The organism is Enterobacter sp. NFIX58, assembly GCF_900110475.1.
Classification (GTDB): domain Bacteria; phylum Pseudomonadota; class Gammaproteobacteria; order Enterobacterales; family Enterobacteriaceae; genus Enterobacter; species Enterobacter quasiroggenkampii.
The window spans coordinates 93,202-109,830 of sequence record NZ_FODW01000002.1 but is presented as its reverse complement, the minus strand read 5'-3'; the positions used below and the strand labels follow the sequence as shown (position 1 = coordinate 109,830).

Genomic DNA, 16,629 nt, shown 5'->3' with positions numbered 1-16,629 from the left:
GTAATGGGTAGTCATTTTGACTATCAAAAGCAGTGTCACTATGACAATATGCATTGTCAAAATGACAGCGAGGCAGACATGAGCTTTTCCGTAGATGTGCTGGCGAAGATCGCCATTGAGCTGCAAGCCGGTATCGGCCATCAGGACCGCTTTCAGCGGCTGATCTCCACGCTGCGCCACGTGCTGGCGTGCGACGCTTCGGCGCTGCTGCGCTACGAAGGGCGGCAGTTTATCCCCCTGGCAATCGACGGCCTGGCGAAGGACGTGCTCGGGCGGCGCTTTACCCTTGAAGGTCATCCACGTCTGGAGACCATTGCCCGCGCGGGTGACGTGGTGCGTTTCCCGGCGGACAGCGACTTGCCCGACCCGTACGACGGGCTGATTCCCGGACAGGAGAGCCTGAAGGTGCATGCCTGTATCGGCCTGCCGCTGTTTGCCGGGCAAAACCTGATTGGGGCGCTGACCCTCGACGGCATGTCGCCGGACCAGTTCGACACCTTCAGCGACGAGGAGCTGCGCCTCATTGCGGCGCTGGCCGCCGGGGCGCTTAACAACGCGCTGCTGATTGAACAGCTGGAGAGCCAGAATATCCTTCCCGGCAGCCCGGCGGCGTTTGAGCAGGTCACGCACACGGAGATGATTGGCCTCTCGCCGGGCATGGCGCAGCTCAAAAAAGAGATTGAGATTGTTGCCGCGTCCGATTTGAACGTGCTGATCTTCGGGGAGACCGGCACCGGCAAGGAGCTGGTGGCGAAGTCGATTCATGAAGCGTCGCCGCGCGCGGTCAATCCGCTGGTGTACCTCAACTGCGCCGCGCTGCCGGAAAGCGTGGCGGAAAGCGAATTGTTTGGTCACGTCAAAGGAGCGTTTACCGGCGCCATTAGCAACCGCAGCGGCAAGTTCGAAATGGCCGATAACGGTACGCTGTTTCTGGATGAAATAGGCGAGCTTTCCCTGTCGCTACAGGCCAAACTTCTGCGCGTATTGCAGTACGGCGATATCCAGCGCGTGGGGGATGACCGCAGCTTAAGAGTGGATGTGCGCGTGCTGGCGGCGACCAACCGCGACCTGCGTGAGGCGGTGCTGGCCGGGCAGTTCCGCGCCGACCTGTTCCACCGCCTGAGCGTGTTCCCGCTTACCGTGCCGCCGCTGCGCGAGCGCGGGGACGACGTGGTACTGCTGGCGGGCTATTTCTGCGAACAGTGCCGTCTCAGGATGGGGCTTTCCCGCGTGGTGTTAAGCCCGGGGGCGAGGGCCCATCTGCTGAGCTACGGCTGGCCGGGCAACGTGCGCGAGCTGGAGCATGCGATCCACCGCGCGGTGGTGCTGGCGCGAGCGACGCGTTCGGGTGATGAAGTGGTTATACATGCCCGGCATTTTGCGCAGCATGATGAAACCGCACCCACGATTGCCCATGCAGCTCCGGAGATAACGAGCGAAAACCTGCGTGACGCGACAGAGGCATTTCAGCGTCAGAAGATTATCCGCGCGCTGGATCAGAACAACCGCAACTGGGCGGCGTGCGCCCGGGCGCTGGAGATGGACGTCGCCAACCTGCACCGGCTGGCGAAGCGTCTCGGGCTGAAGGGTTAGATAATCCCGGCCTGATAGAAATCCTGCAGGTTGATGGCGCCGCACAGCCTGCCAGTGTCATCCACCACCGGTGCGGCGGTGATTTTGCGCTTCATCAGCACCTCTTTGGCTTCAATGGCGCGGCTCTCGGCGTTCAGCGTCAGCCCGCCCTGGGTCATGGCGTCCGACACGTTTGTGTCCAGCTTGCCGCCGCCCACCAGCCAGCGGCGCAGGTCGCCGTCGGTGAATACGCCTTTGACGTACCCGTCGTCATCGCACACCGCCACCAGCCCCAGACCGGTGCGGCTGAGCTCCAGCATCGCGTCCATGACGCTGGTATTGAGTTTGACCTGCGGAATCGCATCGTCAGTGCGCATCAGGTGGTGAACCTTGTTGAGCAGGCGTGCCCCGAGCGCCCCCGCCGGATGCGAGCGGGCGAAATCTTCTTCGTTAAACCCACGCGCCTGCATCACCGCCATCGCCAGCGCGTCGCCCATCATCAGGGTATTCACGGTGCTGGAGGTCGGGGCGAGGTGCATCGGACAGGCTTCACGCTCAACGGAAATATCCAGCGTTGCTTTGGCGGCCAGCGCCAGCGGCGAGCGGGATTTCCCGGTCATCGCCAGCAGGGCAACCGATTTTTCCTGCAGACGCGGAATGATGAGATCCAGCTCTTTTGCCGAACCGGAGTAGGAGATAAACAGCATCACGTCGCGGCTCTCAATCATTCCCAGATCGCCGTGCAGCGCCTCTGCAGGATGCACGAAGAAGGCCGGGGTGCCGGTGCTGGCCAGCGTCGCGGCAATCTTTTTGCCGATGTGGCCGGATTTACCGATGCCCGCCACGATCACTTTGCCTTCGCAGTGGATAATGGTGTTGGCGGCGCGGACAAAATCCTCGCCCAGACGTTCCGGCAGGCGGCTGGCTTCCTGCAGCTCCAGCATCAGCGTCTGGCGGCCCGTTTCTAACAGAAAATCACTCATCTCTCTCTCCGGTTACGATCACGTCGATGCCTTTCTCTTCCAGCGCTTTTTTGAACGCCGGATCGATACCCGCGTCGGTAATCAGCTTGTCGACGCTTTCCAGGCTACAGACAATGTTGGGGCTTTTGCGGCCAAACTTCGACGAGTCTGCCATCAAAATCACTTCCCGCGCGGCGTTGCACATGGCTTTACTGACGCTGAACACTTCGTTGAACGTCGTGACGCCCGCGTTCAGATCGATGCCGTCGGTGCCCATGAACAGTTTATCAAAGCTGAAGTGGTCGAAGGCGTTCTCCGCCAGCTGTCCGTGAAATGAGGCGGATTTTTTGCGGAAGGTCCCGCCGGGCATCAGGATGGTCTGCTCGCTGTCGAACTCCGACAGGGCGTTGACGATGTGCAGGCTGTTGGTCATCACCGTGATGTTGTTAAAGCGGCTGAGCAGCGGGATCATCTGCAGGACGGTGCTGCCGGCATCCAGAATGATGGAGTCGCCATCGTGGATAAATTTTACGGCGGCTTCGGCAATCAGCGCTTTCTGGTGGGTATTGATCAGCGTTTTGTGGTCGATAGGCGGATCGGCTTCGTCTTTATTGAGCACCACGCCGCCGTAGGTTCGAATAACGGCGCCAGAGTTTTCGAGCAATACGAGGTCCTTGCGTATCGTTGTGCCGGTGGTGTCAAAGTAGTGGGCCAGATCCTCTACCGAGCATTTTCCCTGCTTTTGCAGATGCTCAAGAATGGCCGCCTGGCGCTGACGAGGTTTCATAGGCGCTTCGTTCCTTAGGTTGCGAAATGATAATTTCGCAAGTCTATATCTTTCACAACGAAATTATCCATGTTTCAGATTAAGCGCTAATGATAGTGCATTCTGACAGAGTGGATCATGGGGAAAGATCACATCAGGCTGTAATTCCTGCAGCGAAATGCCGTTGATTGCCTGGATTTTCACCGGACGGGCAAAGACGGTCATGCCGCGCATGATGAGGGAATCGCAGACGTTATTGTTTTCATCCAGCGCAATAGCCACGACGACGCGTGGTTTAAAGCGTCCGCCGGAACGTCCGACGCCCACGCGGCCTTTCTGGCACAGGGCGTCAAACGCGCGGTTAAACTGGTGGATTTGCCAGCCGCCGAAAGCCATCTGGCAGAGCCAGGCGAGGGCGGCGACGGTGATGAGTGCGGTAACCATATCTGCTCCTTTAATGGCCGGGTGGCGGCTGCGCCTTACCCGGCCTACGGGGATGGTAGCCCCGGTAAGCGCAGCGCCACCGGGGAATGAACTCAGAACATCACCTGCCCGCCGGTGACGTTAATCGACTGTCCGGTGCAGTACGAGGCTTTCGGGCTGGCGTAAAACAGCAGCATGTTCAGCACGTCCTGGTAATCGCACCCGCGCTTGAGCGGCACTTTATCGATGTAGTACTGCTCCACTTCTTCCGCTTTGATGCCGAGCTTGGTGGCGTACTGCGGCAGCAGGGACTGGAACATCGGCGATTTCAGCAGGTTGCCGAGCATCAGCGAGTGAACGGTAATGCCGTATTCGGCCAGATCCAGCGCCAGAGACTGCGTCAGCCCCACGCCGCCAAACTTCGCCGCGCTGTAGCCGGAGTTATGCTTGCTGCCCACTTTTCCCGATTTAGAGTTGATCTGAATGATGCGCCCCTGAATGCCGTCGCGGATCATCAGACGGGAAAACTCGCGGGCACAGAGGAAATAGCCCACCAGATTGACCTGCAGCGAGCGGTCAAAATCCCCCAGCTCGAAATCGCTGATAAAGGCCGCTTTCGCAATTCCCGCGCTGTAGACCAGCAGGTCGGTACGGCCAAAAATCTCGTCCACGCCGCGGGCCAGCGCCATCACGCTCTGCTCGCTGGTGGCGTCGGCGCCAAACCCGTACGCCATTCCTTCACCAAACTCGGTGTTGATGGTGTCCGCCACGCGGGCGGCTTTTTCACTCTGGATGTCCACTACCGCCACGCGGTAACCCTCTGCGGCAAGCCCACGGCAGAGGAACTCGCCTAAGGTTTGTCCCCCACCAATGACAACGGCAACCTGACTCATGTCTATCTCCTTAATTACGCAACAAATTTTAACGTGCAGCCTGGGGTGACAGCCTGCGGAACCGGGCCCGTTACGTGAACCGTGCCGGGATACTCCGCCTGCGGCTGGCCGTCGAAACGCAGGGTGATGTGGCCCAGCTCGCGCAGGTTTTGTTCAGCGACGTCGCCGACGGCGGTCACGGCATAGCGCGCCTCGCCCAGCTCCAGCTGGCTCCCGGCCTTCAGCTCACCGTTCAGCTCGCCGTGGCAGTGGATGAAGCAAAACTCTTCGATATCAGCAGGCGCCCCTTCGCGAAAGGTGATCAGCATCTGGTCGCTCAGCGCGTCGGCGGCGCTCTGGCCGATGCGGGTAATAGTGGTCTGGTAAATCACGGTCATAGCAGGCACCTCTTATTGATAAATAAAGCCGGAAACAAACCAGGCAATCAGCACCGTCGGCGCGCCCGTCAGGAAGCGGCTGACCAGCACGGACGGCACGCCCACGCGCACGGTGTCCTGGCGTGCTTCCGCCAGCGACAGCCCCACAGGGATAAAGTCGCACGCCGCCTGGGCGTTAATGGCAAACAGGGCGGGCAGGGCGAGGTGCGGGGGAATGTTCCCCAGACCAATCTGCACGCCAATCAGCACGCCGATGACCTGAGCAATCACCGCGCCCGGGCCGAGGAACGGCGACAGCAGCGGGAAGGAGCAGATCAGCGCCAGCGTCACCAGCCCAAGCGGGTGGCTGGCAAGCGGGGCGAGGCCGTGGGCAATCCAGTCGCCCAGGCCGGAGGCCATGATGATGCCGATCAGCGCCGAGACGAACGCCATAAACGGCAGAATGGTCTTCAGCACCGTGTCGATGGTGTCGCGCCCGGACTGGAACAGCACCGCCACGGCGGAACCCATGCCCATCCCGACTTTCGCCAGCAGGCCATCGCTCTGCTCGGTAATTTTCTTGCTGGTGTCGTACTCGCGCGGAGCCGCTTTTTGCGGTGCAGACGTCCCCTTCACCAGGGTGATGTTGTCTTCCTTAACGCCCGAGACATAAATGTCTTCGAGGATGTACTGCGCCAGCGGGCCGGATTTCCCGGTGGAGTGAATATTTACCGTTGGAATGCGGCGCTTCGGGTAGATGCCGCAGCGCAGCGTGCCGCCGCAGTCGATCACCGCCACACCGATTTCCGCTTCCGGCGGTTCGCCTTCCTTGAAGCCGTCGACCGCTTCCCAGCCCGTCAGCTCGCGCAGCCTGTCGACGATCGCCGGGCGGGTACCCGCGGTGATGTAAACAATCTTTTTGCCTTCGGTGGCGTCGAACTCCAGCGGGCCGCCCCAGCCGCCCGTGCCTTTCTCAATGCGGATCCGGTTCATGCTGTGGCTCCTGAAAGATGGACCTTCTGTTCAAGCTGGATGCCCATTTTTTTCTCGAAAATAGCGGTGGTGAGGTCGGTCACCCAGCCGCGGAAGAAGTTGGTGACCAGACCGACCAGCAGGTAGCTCACCGCAAGCGGGCCGAGCGGCAGGCCAAGCGTGGTAAGGCCGCTGGCGATCCCGAGATAAACAAACAGCTCGCCGGGGTTGATGTGCGGGAACAGGCCGTTCATCGAATGGCAGCTGTAGGAGGCGGCGGCGTAATAGCTCGGCTTGTACTTCTCAGGCATAAAGCGGCCGAGGCTTAAGGTCATCGGGTTGCAGAACACGAAGGTGCCGATAAAGGGCAGTATCAGGTAGCGGGACAGCGGGTTTCCGGCGCAGCGCTGGGCGAAGCGTTCAATACGCTGCTGCCCGATAAAGTTAATCAGCGCGTTCATGATAACCAGCAGGCTGATCAGCAGGGGCAGGATCCCGGTCACCATGCCGGTGAACACTTCTCCGCCTTTCTGAAACAGCCCGATGAACCACTCGGCGCCGTGGGTGATGGTTTCTATCATTCTTCTCTCCTGTAGGGCGTTTGTTTTTGTCTATCTGCGGTTAATAATAATCACTTTGAAAGGTTTTAAAGTGTTAGTTGGATCTCACAATGAAAGAAAAATGTATTATTTTGAAAGTTAATTGACGTGGTGAATGATTTTCGGGGGAAAAAAGCACGGATTTGCGTTGGGGAGGTGCGTACCGCTTCCTTGAGGTGTTGCGGATGCTTTACCATACTGGGTTCTTATCGAACCCGTTAAATGGATGTCTCATGTTCAAGCGTCGTTATGCAGCGCTGTTGCCTGCGCTTATTCTGCTGTCTGCCTGTAGTAGCAAACCTAAGACCGAAGCCGTTCAGCAAACGGCGGGCGCGCCTTCCGGAGGATTCCTGCTGGAGCCGCAGCACAATATGATGCAGATGGGCGGCGACTTCGCGAATAACCCGGCGGCCGAGCAGTTCATCGATAAAATGGTGAGCAAACACGGCTTTGATAGACAGCAGCTGCACGAAATTTTGTCTCAGGCCAAGCGTCTGGACTACGTGCTGCGCCTGATGGACAGACAGGCGCCGACGGCCCAGGTGCCGAGCGGGCCAAACGGGGCGTGGCTGCGCTATCGCAAACAGTTCATTACCCCGGACAACGTGCAAAACGGCGTGGCGTTCTGGAATCAGTATGAAGAGGCGCTCAACCGCGCGTGGCAGGTGTACGGCGTACCGCCTGAAATCATCGTCGGGATTATCGGTGTGGAAACCCGCTGGGGCCGCGTGATGGGCAAAACCCGCATCCTGGACGCGCTGGCGACGCTCTCCTTTAACTACCCGCGCCGCGCGGAGTATTTCTCTTCCGAGCTGGAAACCTTCCTGCTGATGGCGCGTAACGAACAGGACGATCCGCTCGATCTGAAAGGGTCGTTTGCCGGCGCGATGGGTTACGGCCAGTTTATGCCGTCGTCCTATAAACAGTATGCCGTCGACTTTAACGGCGATGGCCATATCAACCTGTGGGATCCGGTGGATGCCATCGGCAGCGTGGCGAACTACTTCAAAGCGCACGGCTGGGTGCCGGGCGGCCAGGTGGCGGTGCAGGCTAACGGTCAGGCGCCGGGGCTGGAAAATGGCTTCAAAACTAACTACAGCATTTCGCAGCTGACCGCGGCAGGCTTAACGCCAACGCAGCCGCTGGGCAATGCACAGCAGGCGAGCCTGCTGCGTCTGGATGTTGGAACGGGCTATCAGTACTGGTACGGACTGCCGAACTTCTACACCATCACCCGCTATAACCACAGCACCCACTATGCGATGGCCGTATGGCAGCTGGGGCTGGCGGTATCGCAGGCCCGCGTGCCGGCGGCGTCACCGTTTAGTCAGTAAGTTACCCCGACGGGTAGGCCGGGTAAGGCAACGCCGCCACCCGGCATGGCTGCGCACACAGTGCGGCCTGATGCCCTCTCCCATGGGAGAGGGCGTTTTGCAGAAACATTTCGCCACACTCCCTTTTCAAACCTGCCATTTACATCTTAACCACCTTTCATTATTGTTATGTTATAACATTTAAACTGGTATCGAGATGTCAACGTCCCTTTTTTCTCTGTCTGCTCCGGTTCGGCTTTTGCTGGCGCTGGTGCTTATTGTCGTTCTCGGGCTGGCCGTGCGCTGGGCGGTGGCGTTGCCATGATTGTGATGAATGAACTGGTCGCGGGTTATGAACGCCAGCCCGTTACGCGGCCCCTCTCGGGCACGATTGCGCGTGGAAGTATGACCGCGATTGTCGGCGCTAACGGCTGCGGGAAATCTACCTTACTGAAAACGCTCGCCGGGTTTATCCCGCCCGTAAGCGGCAGTTTTCGCTGGCAGGGAAAGCGTCCGGTAATCGGCTGGCTGGCACAGCGCCACGCGCTGGAGGCGCAGTTTCCGCTGACCGTTCGGGACGTGGTAAGCATGGGCTGCTGGCCTGGCATTTCGCTGTTTTCCGGGTTTCGCCGCGAAACGCGGCTGCGCATTGCCAGCGCGCTTGAGCGCGTCGGGCTGGAATCCATGGCGTTATCCACCATCGATGAGCTCTCCGGCGGCCAGTTCCAGCGCATGCTGTTCGCCCGCGTCCTGGTGCAGCAGGCGCCGCTGGTGATGCTGGATGAGCCCTTTACCGGGGTCGATGAGGCCACCTGCAACGTGCTGATGGATGTGATGCTGGAGATGTATATGCAGGGGCAAACGCTGCTCGCGGTACTGCACGACAGCGAGCGCGTGTCGCGCCACTTCCCGCAGACGTTACGGCTGGATGCTGACGTTCCTCAATGGAAAACCGAGCGGGTGAGGGTGGCATGATCTGGCATCTCTTTTTTCAGCCGTTTATCGAGTACGGCTTTATGCGTCGCGCGCTGGTGGTTTGCCTGGCGCTCTCGGTCAGCACCACCGCGCTTGGCGTGTTTCTTCAGCTGCGCCGGATGAGCCTGATGGGCGACGCCCTTTCTCACGCCATTTTACCGGGCGTCGCCGTGGGATACTTGCTCAGCGGCATGTCACTGCTGGCGATGAGTATCGGCGGTTATATCGCGGGCATTACCGTGGCGCTGCTGGCCGGTCTGGTCAGTCGCCGCACGCCGCTTAAGGAAGATGCCAGCTTTGCCGGGTTTTATCTTGGCTCACTGGCCCTGGGGGTTACGCTGGTGTCGCTTCGTGGGTCGAATGTCGATCTGCTGCATTTGCTGTTTGGCTCCATCCTCGCCGTGGACAACGACGCCGCGCTGTTTGTCACGGGCGTGTGCATGTTCACCCTTATTGTGCTGGCGATGTTCTATCGCGGCCTGGTTACCGAAGCGTTTGACACCGCCTGGCTACAGGTGAACGCCCGCTGGCTGCCCGGCCTGTTGCACGGACTGTTTCTGGCGCTGCTGGTCCTTAACCTGGTGGCCGGTTTTCAGGTGCTCGGCACGCTGATGGCCGTTGGTCTGATGATGCTGCCGGCTGTGGCAGCTCGCTGCTGGGTACGCACGCTACCGGCGTTACTCCTGATGGCGGGCATCAGCGGTATTTTCTGCGCATGGCTGGGGCTGAGCCTCTCCTGGGCGATGAGTCTTCCGGCCGGGCCATCCATCGTGCTCACTGCCAGCGCGCTGTTCTTTATTTCCATTTTATTGGGTACGCGAAGCAGGCTCGCTGGCAGTCTGCGGGCGTATTTTTAACGCAAGGGGAAACGATGAAACGTACAGGATTAGCAGTGGCGCTCGCGCTGGGGATGATGTCGCACGGCGTGATGGCGAAAACGCTGAATGTGGTCACCAGCTTTTCGATACTGGGGGATATCACTCAGGAGGTGGGCGGTGACCATGTGAAAGTGACGACGCTGGTGGGGCCGGACGGCGATCCGCATACCTTCGAGCCGTCGCCGAAAGACAGCGCGGCGCTGAGCAAGGCCGATGTGGTAGTGGTAAACGGCCTGGGGCTGGAGGGCTGGCTTGACCGTCTGGTGAAAGCCTCCGGGTTCAAAGGACAACTGGTCGTTGCCTCAACCGGGGTGAAAACCCACACGCTTGAGGAAGATGGAAAGACCGTGACCGATCCACACGCGTGGAACAGCGCGGCGAACGGGGCGCTGTATGCACAAAATATTCTGAACGGGCTGGTGAAAGCCGATCCGCAGGACAAAGCCGCGCTGGAAGCCTCCGGTAAACCCTATATCACGCAGCTTAACCAGCTGGATAGCTGGGCCAAAACGCGCTTAAGCCAGATCCCGCAGGCGAAGCGTAACGTGTTGACCAGCCATGACGCGTTCGGCTATTTCAGCCGTGCCTACGGCGTGAGGTTTATGGCGCCGCAGGGACTGTCCTCCGAGAGCGAGGCCAGCGCGGCGCAGGTTGCTGAGATTATCAATCAGATCAAAGCCGACGGCGTAAAAACCTGGTTTATGGAAAATCAGCTCGATCCGCGTCTGGTGAAGCAAATTGCATCGGCGACGGGTGCGCAGCCAGGGGGCGAGCTTTACCCCGAAGCGCTGTCGGCCAAAGGCGGGGTGGCAGACACCTACGTTAAGGCGTTTCGCCACAATGTGAATACGCTCGCCAACAGCATGAAATAACCTTTCCACGGCCGGTGCGCCCGCACCGGCTTTTTTCTGAAGCACCCTCGTAAAACCCGAAGCGCATCCCCACATCTGACGAGAAAGTGCTATCTTGTGCAGCACGTTTTTCTGATGCCTGGAGCGAGAATGACTGACCATGAATTGATGCAGCTTAGCGAGATAGTTGGCCTTGCGCTTAAGCAACGTGGGGCGACCCTTACCACCGCTGAGTCCTGCACCGGCGGCTGGGTGGCGAAAGCGATTACCGATATTGCCGGCAGTTCCGCCTGGTTTGAACGCGGATTTGTGACCTACAGTAACGAAGCTAAAGCACAGATGATTGGTGTGCGCGAATCCACGCTGGAACAGCACGGCGCGGTCAGCGAACCGGTGGTCATCGAGATGGCGATTGGCGCGCTCAAAGCGGCGCGTGCAGATTTCGCCATTTCCATTAGCGGCATCGCGGGGCCGGACGGCGGCAGCGACGTGAAGCCTGTCGGTACCGTCTGGTTTGGTTTTGCCACCGCGAAAGGTGAAGGGATCACCCGGCGGGAGTGCTTTAGCGGCGATCGCGAAAGCGTGCGTCGTCAGGCAACCGTTTATGCGTTAAAAACGCTCTGGCAACAATTTCTACAAAACACTTGATACTGTATGACCATACAGTATAATTGCACCAACAGAACAGAAATCCACGGTGAAGCACAGTCGCTTCTCCCGGCATGACAGGAGTAATAATGGCTATCGACGAAAACAAACAGAAAGCGTTGGCGGCAGCACTGGGCCAGATCGAAAAGCAATTCGGTAAAGGCTCCATCATGCGCCTGGGTGAAGACCGTTCCATGGATGTGGAAACCATCTCCACCGGTTCGCTTTCTCTGGATATCGCGCTGGGCGCTGGCGGTCTGCCTATGGGCCGTATCGTAGAGATCTACGGGCCAGAGTCCTCCGGTAAAACCACCCTGACGCTGCAGGTCATTGCCGCAGCACAGCGCGAAGGTAAAACCTGTGCGTTTATCGATGCCGAGCACGCGCTGGACCCTGTGTATGCCCGTAAGCTGGGCGTCGATATCGACAACCTGCTGTGTTCTCAGCCGGACACTGGTGAGCAGGCGCTGGAAATTTGTGACGCGCTGGCGCGTTCTGGTGCTGTTGACGTTATCGTGGTCGACTCCGTGGCTGCATTGACGCCAAAAGCGGAAATCGAAGGTGAAATCGGCGACTCTCACATGGGCCTCGCGGCACGTATGATGAGCCAGGCGATGCGTAAGCTGGCGGGTAACCTGAAGCAGTCCAACACGCTGCTGATCTTCATCAACCAGATCCGTATGAAAATCGGCGTGATGTTCGGTAACCCGGAAACCACGACCGGGGGTAACGCCCTGAAATTCTACGCCTCTGTCCGTCTGGATATCCGCCGTATTGGCGCGGTGAAAGAGGGTGAGAACGTGGTGGGTAGTGAAACCCGCGTCAAGGTTGTGAAGAACAAAATCGCTGCGCCGTTCAAGCAGGCTGAGTTCCAGATCCTCTATGGTGAAGGGATCAACTTCTTCGGTGAGCTGGTTGACCTGGGCGTGAAAGAGAAGCTGATTGAAAAAGCGGGCGCCTGGTACAGCTACAACGGTGACAAGATTGGTCAGGGTAAAGCGAATGCCATCTCCTGGCTGAAAGAGAACCCGGCTGCGGCGAAAGAGATCGAGAAGAAAGTGCGTGAGCTGCTGCTGAACAACCAGGACTCCACGCCAGATTTCGCGGTTGATAGCGCGGATGCTGAAGAAACTAACGAAGACTTTTAATTCTTTCGTTTAACAATGAAGGGCTGCTGATGCGGCCCTTTTTGCATTTCTGAATCAGCAGGTTTTTTTATGAGTGAACCGACAACACGTCGACCCGCGTATGCACGCCTACTGGATCGCGCGGTGCGCATCCTGGCCGTTCGTGACCACAGTGAACAGGAGCTGCGGCGAAAACTGTCGGCACCGGTGATGAGTAAAAATGGCCCGGAAGAGATTGATGCCACCGCGGAAGATTATGACCGCGTCATCGCATGGTGCTATGAGCATCGCTATCTTGATGACGAGCGTTTTGCCTCGCGGTTTCTCGCCAGCCGTGGCCGCAAGGGATACGGGCCCGGGCGCATCCGGCAGGAGCTAAACCAGAAAGGGGTGGCCCGGGAGTCCATCGAAAAAGCGATGCGCGAATGCGACATTGACTGGTGCGAGCTGGCAAAAGAGCAGGCCATTCGTAAGTACGGCGAACCGCTGCCGCGTGAATTTTCAGAAAAAGTCAAAATCCAGCGCTTTTTGCTCTACCGCGGCTTCCTGATGGAAGATATTCAGGATATCTGGCGTAATTTTGCCGATTGAACGCATGCGGGATTTTACTTCCCACCAAAGAAAACTTATCTTATTCCCACTTTTTCCAGTAGCTGGTCTGTCCAACGGTTTACCGATACAGGCTGGCTACGACATTTCGTTAGCTTGATTTCAGGATAATTATGAGCAAGAGCACCGCTGAGATCCGTCAGGCGTTTCTCGATTTTTTCCATAGTAAGGGACACCAGGTTGTTGCCAGCAGCTCCCTGGTACCGAACAACGATCCGACTCTGCTGTTTACCAACGCCGGGATGAACCAGTTCAAGGATGTGTTCCTTGGTCTCGACAAGCGTAATTATTCCCGCGCCACAACCTCACAGCGTTGCGTGCGTGCGGGCGGTAAACACAACGACCTGGAAAACGTCGGTTACACCGCGCGTCACCACACCTTCTTCGAAATGCTGGGTAACTTCAGCTTCGGCGACTACTTTAAACACGATGCTATTCAATATGCGTGGGAACTGCTGACCGGTGAAAACTGGTTCAACCTGCCGAAAGAGCGTCTGTGGGTTACCGTCTATGAAACCGATGACGAAGCCTACGAAATCTGGGAAAAAGAAGTCGGGATCCCGCGCGAGCGTATTATTCGCATCGGCGATAACAAAGGCGCGCCTTACGCGTCCGACAACTTCTGGCAGATGGGTGACACCGGTCCTTGCGGTCCGTGCACCGAGATCTTCTACGATCACGGCGACCACATCTGGGGCGGCCCTCCTGGCAGCCCGGAAGAAGACGGCGATCGCTACATTGAGATCTGGAACATCGTCTTCATGCAGTTTAACCGTCAGGCCGACGGTACGATGGAGCCGCTGCCGAAGCCGTCCGTTGATACCGGTATGGGTCTGGAGCGTATTGCCGCGGTACTGCAGCACGTTAACTCCAACTATGAGATTGACCTGTTCAGCACCCTGATCAAAGCCGTTGCCGAAGTGACCGGCGCGACCGATCTGAACAACAAATCGCTGCGCGTTATCGCGGACCACATTCGTTCCTGCGCGTTCCTGATTGCCGATGGCGTTATCCCGTCAAATGAAAACCGTGGCTACGTGCTGCGTCGTATCATTCGTCGTGCTATCCGTCACGGCAACATGCTGGGCGCGAAAGACACCTTCTTCTATAAACTCGTTGGGCCACTGATTGGCGTGATGGGGTCAGCCGGTGACGAGCTGAAACGCCAGCAGGCGCAGGTAGAGCAGGTTCTGAAAACCGAAGAAGAGCAGTTTGCCCGTACGCTGGAGCGTGGTCTGGCGCTGCTGGACGAAGAACTGGCGAAGCTTAAGGGCGACACGCTGGATGGCGAAACTGCTTTCCGCCTGTACGATACCTACGGCTTCCCGGTTGACCTGACGGCGGACGTTTGCCGCGAGCGTAACATCAAAGTTGACGAAGCGGGCTTCGAAGCCGCGATGGAAGAGCAGCGCCGTCGTGCGCGCGAGTCCAGCGGCTTCGGTGCAGACTACAACGCGATGATCCGCGTTGATAGCGCGTCTGAATTCAAAGGCTATGAGGCGCTGGAACTGACCGGCAAAGTGACCGCTCTGTTTGTTGACGGTAAAGCCGTAGACAGCATCAGCGCGGGCCAGGAAGCCGTAGTCATTCTGGACAAAACGCCGTTCTACGCCGAATCCGGCGGCCAGGTTGGCGATAAAGGCGAACTGAAGGGCAATGGCTTTAGCTTCAGCGTGACCGACACCCAAAAATACGGTCAGGCGATTGGTCACCAGGGCAAACTGGTTTCCGGTTCTCTGAAAGTGGGCGAGGGCGTCCAGGCTAACGTTGATGAAGCTCGCCGCGCGCGCATTCGTCTGAACCACTCGGCAACCCACCTGATGCACGCTGCCCTGCGCGACGTACTCGGTACCCATGTTGCACAGAAAGGTTCTCTGGTTAACGACAAAGTGCTGCGCTTCGACTTCTCGCATTTTGAAGCGATGAAGCCGTCTGAAATCCGTGCGGTGGAAGATCTGGTGAACGCGCAGATCCGTCGTAACCTGCCAATCGAGACCCATATCATGGATCTCGAAGACGCGAAGAAAAAAGGTGCGATGGCGCTGTTTGGCGAGAAATACGACGAGCGCGTTCGCGTGCTGAGCATGGGCGACTTCTCTACCGAGCTGTGCGGCGGTACGCACGCCTCGCGCACCGGTGATATCGGCCTGTTCCGCATTGTTTCCGAGTCGGGAACGGCGGCAGGTGTGCGTCGTATTGAAGCGGTGACCGGTGAAGGTGCGATTGCCAGCCTGCATGCGCAGAGCGATCAGCTGCACGACATCGCGCAGCTGCTGAAAGGCGATAGCCAGAACCTGGGCGAGAAAGTGCGCGTTGCGCTGGATCGCACGCGTCAGCTGGAAAAAGAGCTGCAGCAGCTGAAAGAGCAGGCTGCGGCGCAGGAGAGTGCAAACCTCTCCAGCAAGGCTGTAGACATTAAGGGCGTCAAACTGCTGGTCAGCGATCTGGCGGGCGTTGAGCCTAAGATGCTGCGTACTATGGTCGACGATCTCAAGAACCAGCTTGGTTCGACCGTTATCGTGCTGGCGACAGTGGCAGAAGGTAAGGTTTCTCTGATTGCGGGCGTCTCTAAGGATGTGACTGACCGCGTAAAAGCAGGGGAACTGATTGGTATGGTCGCTCAGCAGGTGGGCGGCAAGGGTGGCGGTCGTCCGGACATGGCGCAAGCCGGTGGTACGGATGCGGCGGCACTTCCTGCGGCATTAGCCAGCGTTGAAAGCTGGGTAAGCGCGAAACTGTAATAACTACAAAGCACAAGCAGACGCCATAGCGGTAACGTTATGGCGTCTTGTTCACTGTGCTATCGATAACGATAAAGTCAGGTTGAGTTTGTGTATATCGGCTAAACTTACGTTTAACAGAATGTGATGCCGTGACTGCTTACACTTTACGTGTTTGTCATCGCTTACTTTTTGGCGTTATATGATGGATAATGCCGGGATACAAGAGACCCGACTCTTTTAATCTTTCAAGGAGCAAAGAATGCTGATTCTGACTCGTCGAGTTGGTGAGACCCTCATGATTGGGGATGAGGTCACCGTGACAGTTTTAGGGGTAAAGGGTAACCAGGTACGTATTGGTGTTAACGCTCCTAAAGAAGTATCTGTCCACCGTGAAGAGATCTACCAGCGTATCCAGGCTGAAAAATCCCAGCAGTCCAGTTACTGATATTGTCGCGTCTCGCTGTCGGGCGAGACGCAACCCTCCCGCTATTTTTCCTGCTCAAAGTTACCGTTTAATTTCAATCGCTCTCTTTTTAACCACTCCGCTACCCTTATCTCGTCCCAACACTGTCCTTTCTGCATCAGTTTTCTGTGAAGATGCCTGCAAAATCCGCTTATAAAACACCCTCTTTGCGGCTTTTACATGCGAATTGCGTGTGATTTGTGCAAACGATAAAAGCTTTTGGAAAATTGTTTGACTTATAAGTCCCAGAAAGTAATATATGCGCCACGCAGCGACGAGAAGCTCTTAACGAGTTGCTCGAAGCACTCGAAAGAGGCGTTGTGTGGTGAGGTGGCCGAGAGGCTGAAGGCGCTCCCCTGCTAAGGGAGTATGCGGTCAAAAGCTGCATCCGGGGTTCGAATCCCCGCCTCACCGCCATTTTGCATCCGTAGCTCAGCTGGATAGAGTACTCGGCTACGAACCGAGCGGTCGGAGGTTCGAATCCTCCCGGATGCACCAT

Annotated in this window: 17 protein-coding genes and 2 tRNA genes; 12 read left to right on the top strand and 7 right to left on the bottom strand. The window is 57.8% G+C overall.

Annotated elements, in window-relative coordinates; translation table 11 throughout:
- Positions 1-78: 78 nt before the first annotated feature.
- Positions 79-1,593 carry a nitric oxide reductase transcriptional regulator NorR gene (gene norR / locus BMW97_RS10140; RefSeq protein ID WP_045908523.1) on the top strand — a complete coding sequence of 505 codons (1,515 nt, stop codon included), beginning with the start codon at positions 79-81 and terminating at the stop codon, positions 1,591-1,593.
- On the opposite strand, the gene gutQ is transcribed toward norR, so the two are convergent.
- From gutQ to srlA, 7 genes are all read right to left on the bottom strand, one after another.
- Positions 1,590-2,555: an arabinose-5-phosphate isomerase GutQ gene (gutQ, locus tag BMW97_RS10135; protein WP_045908514.1), complete on the bottom strand. Its 966-nt coding sequence runs from the start codon at positions 2,553-2,555 to the stop codon at positions 1,590-1,592. The genes norR and gutQ overlap by 4 nt on opposite strands.
- The gene (locus BMW97_RS10130) at positions 2,548-3,321 is read right to left on the bottom strand and encodes a glucitol operon DNA-binding transcriptional repressor SrlR (RefSeq protein WP_032640855.1); all 774 of its coding nucleotides are present in this window, start codon (positions 3,319-3,321) and stop codon (positions 2,548-2,550) included. Before BMW97_RS10130 ends, gutQ begins: the two co-directional genes overlap by 8 nt.
- A gap of 63 nt (positions 3,322-3,384) precedes the next feature.
- On the bottom strand, positions 3,385-3,744 hold the full coding sequence (gene gutM, locus BMW97_RS10125; RefSeq protein ID WP_045908515.1) for a transcriptional regulator GutM: 360 nt from the start codon (positions 3,742-3,744) through the stop codon (positions 3,385-3,387).
- 92 nt (positions 3,745-3,836) lie between these two features.
- Positions 3,837-4,616, bottom strand: coding sequence for a sorbitol-6-phosphate dehydrogenase (srlD, locus tag BMW97_RS10120; RefSeq protein ID WP_023294411.1), 780 nt, complete (start codon positions 4,614-4,616; stop codon positions 3,837-3,839).
- A gap of 14 nt (positions 4,617-4,630) precedes the next feature.
- Positions 4,631-4,993 carry a PTS glucitol/sorbitol transporter subunit IIA gene (srlB, locus tag BMW97_RS10115; RefSeq protein WP_045908516.1) on the bottom strand — a complete coding sequence of 121 codons (363 nt, stop codon included), beginning with the start codon at positions 4,991-4,993 and terminating at the stop codon, positions 4,631-4,633.
- A 12-nt stretch (positions 4,994-5,005) separates the two neighbouring features.
- Positions 5,006-5,965, bottom strand: coding sequence for a PTS glucitol/sorbitol transporter subunit IIB (locus tag BMW97_RS10110; protein ID WP_039025237.1), 960 nt, complete (start codon positions 5,963-5,965; stop codon positions 5,006-5,008).
- On the bottom strand, positions 5,962-6,525 hold the full coding sequence (gene srlA, locus BMW97_RS10105) for a PTS glucitol/sorbitol transporter subunit IIC (RefSeq protein WP_003862164.1): 564 nt from the start codon (positions 6,523-6,525) through the stop codon (positions 5,962-5,964). Before srlA ends, BMW97_RS10110 begins: the two co-directional genes overlap by 4 nt.
- A 251-nt stretch (positions 6,526-6,776) precedes the next feature.
- Here srlA and mltB point away from each other — a divergent pair, with 251 nt between their 5' ends.
- From mltB to BMW97_RS10050, 11 genes are all read left to right on the top strand, one after another.
- Positions 6,777-7,877, top strand: a complete 1,101-nt coding sequence (gene mltB / locus BMW97_RS10100; protein WP_045908517.1) for a lytic murein transglycosylase B — start codon at positions 6,777-6,779, stop codon at positions 7,875-7,877.
- Between the two features lie 300 nt (positions 7,878-8,177).
- Positions 8,178-8,831 carry a metal ABC transporter ATP-binding protein gene (locus BMW97_RS10095; RefSeq protein ID WP_045908518.1) on the top strand — a complete coding sequence of 218 codons (654 nt, stop codon included), beginning with the start codon at positions 8,178-8,180 and terminating at the stop codon, positions 8,829-8,831.
- Positions 8,828-9,688, top strand: a complete 861-nt coding sequence (locus BMW97_RS10090; protein ID WP_090392709.1) for a metal ABC transporter permease — start codon at positions 8,828-8,830, stop codon at positions 9,686-9,688. Before BMW97_RS10095 ends, BMW97_RS10090 begins: the two co-directional genes overlap by 4 nt.
- Before the next feature lie 14 nt (positions 9,689-9,702).
- Positions 9,703-10,581 carry a metal ABC transporter substrate-binding protein gene (locus BMW97_RS10085; protein WP_045908519.1) on the top strand — a complete coding sequence of 293 codons (879 nt, stop codon included), beginning with the start codon at positions 9,703-9,705 and terminating at the stop codon, positions 10,579-10,581.
- Positions 10,582-10,710: 129 nt separating this feature from the next.
- The gene (pncC, locus tag BMW97_RS10080) at positions 10,711-11,208 is read left to right on the top strand and encodes a nicotinamide-nucleotide amidase (RefSeq protein WP_045908520.1); all 498 of its coding nucleotides are present in this window, start codon (positions 10,711-10,713) and stop codon (positions 11,206-11,208) included.
- Between the two features lie 89 nt (positions 11,209-11,297).
- A complete protein-coding gene (gene recA, locus BMW97_RS10075; RefSeq protein ID WP_024907698.1) occupies positions 11,298-12,356 on the top strand; it encodes a recombinase RecA in 1,059 nt (352 codons plus the stop codon).
- A gap of 69 nt (positions 12,357-12,425) precedes the next feature.
- Positions 12,426-12,926 carry a recombination regulator RecX gene (recX, locus tag BMW97_RS10070; RefSeq protein WP_045908521.1) on the top strand — a complete coding sequence of 167 codons (501 nt, stop codon included), beginning with the start codon at positions 12,426-12,428 and terminating at the stop codon, positions 12,924-12,926.
- 131 nt (positions 12,927-13,057) lie between these two features.
- A complete protein-coding gene (gene alaS / locus BMW97_RS10065) occupies positions 13,058-15,685 on the top strand; it encodes an alanine--tRNA ligase (protein ID WP_008499543.1) in 2,628 nt (875 codons plus the stop codon).
- Positions 15,686-15,926: 241 nt separating this feature from the next.
- Complete coding sequence (gene csrA, locus BMW97_RS10060) at positions 15,927-16,112, top strand: carbon storage regulator CsrA (protein WP_000906486.1); 186 nt, start codon at positions 15,927-15,929, stop codon at positions 16,110-16,112.
- A gap of 342 nt (positions 16,113-16,454) precedes the next feature.
- Positions 16,455-16,547 (top strand) — tRNA-Ser (locus BMW97_RS10055).
- A gap of 4 nt (positions 16,548-16,551) precedes the next feature.
- Positions 16,552-16,628, top strand: a tRNA-Arg gene (locus BMW97_RS10050).
- Position 16,629 lies beyond the last annotated feature (1 nt).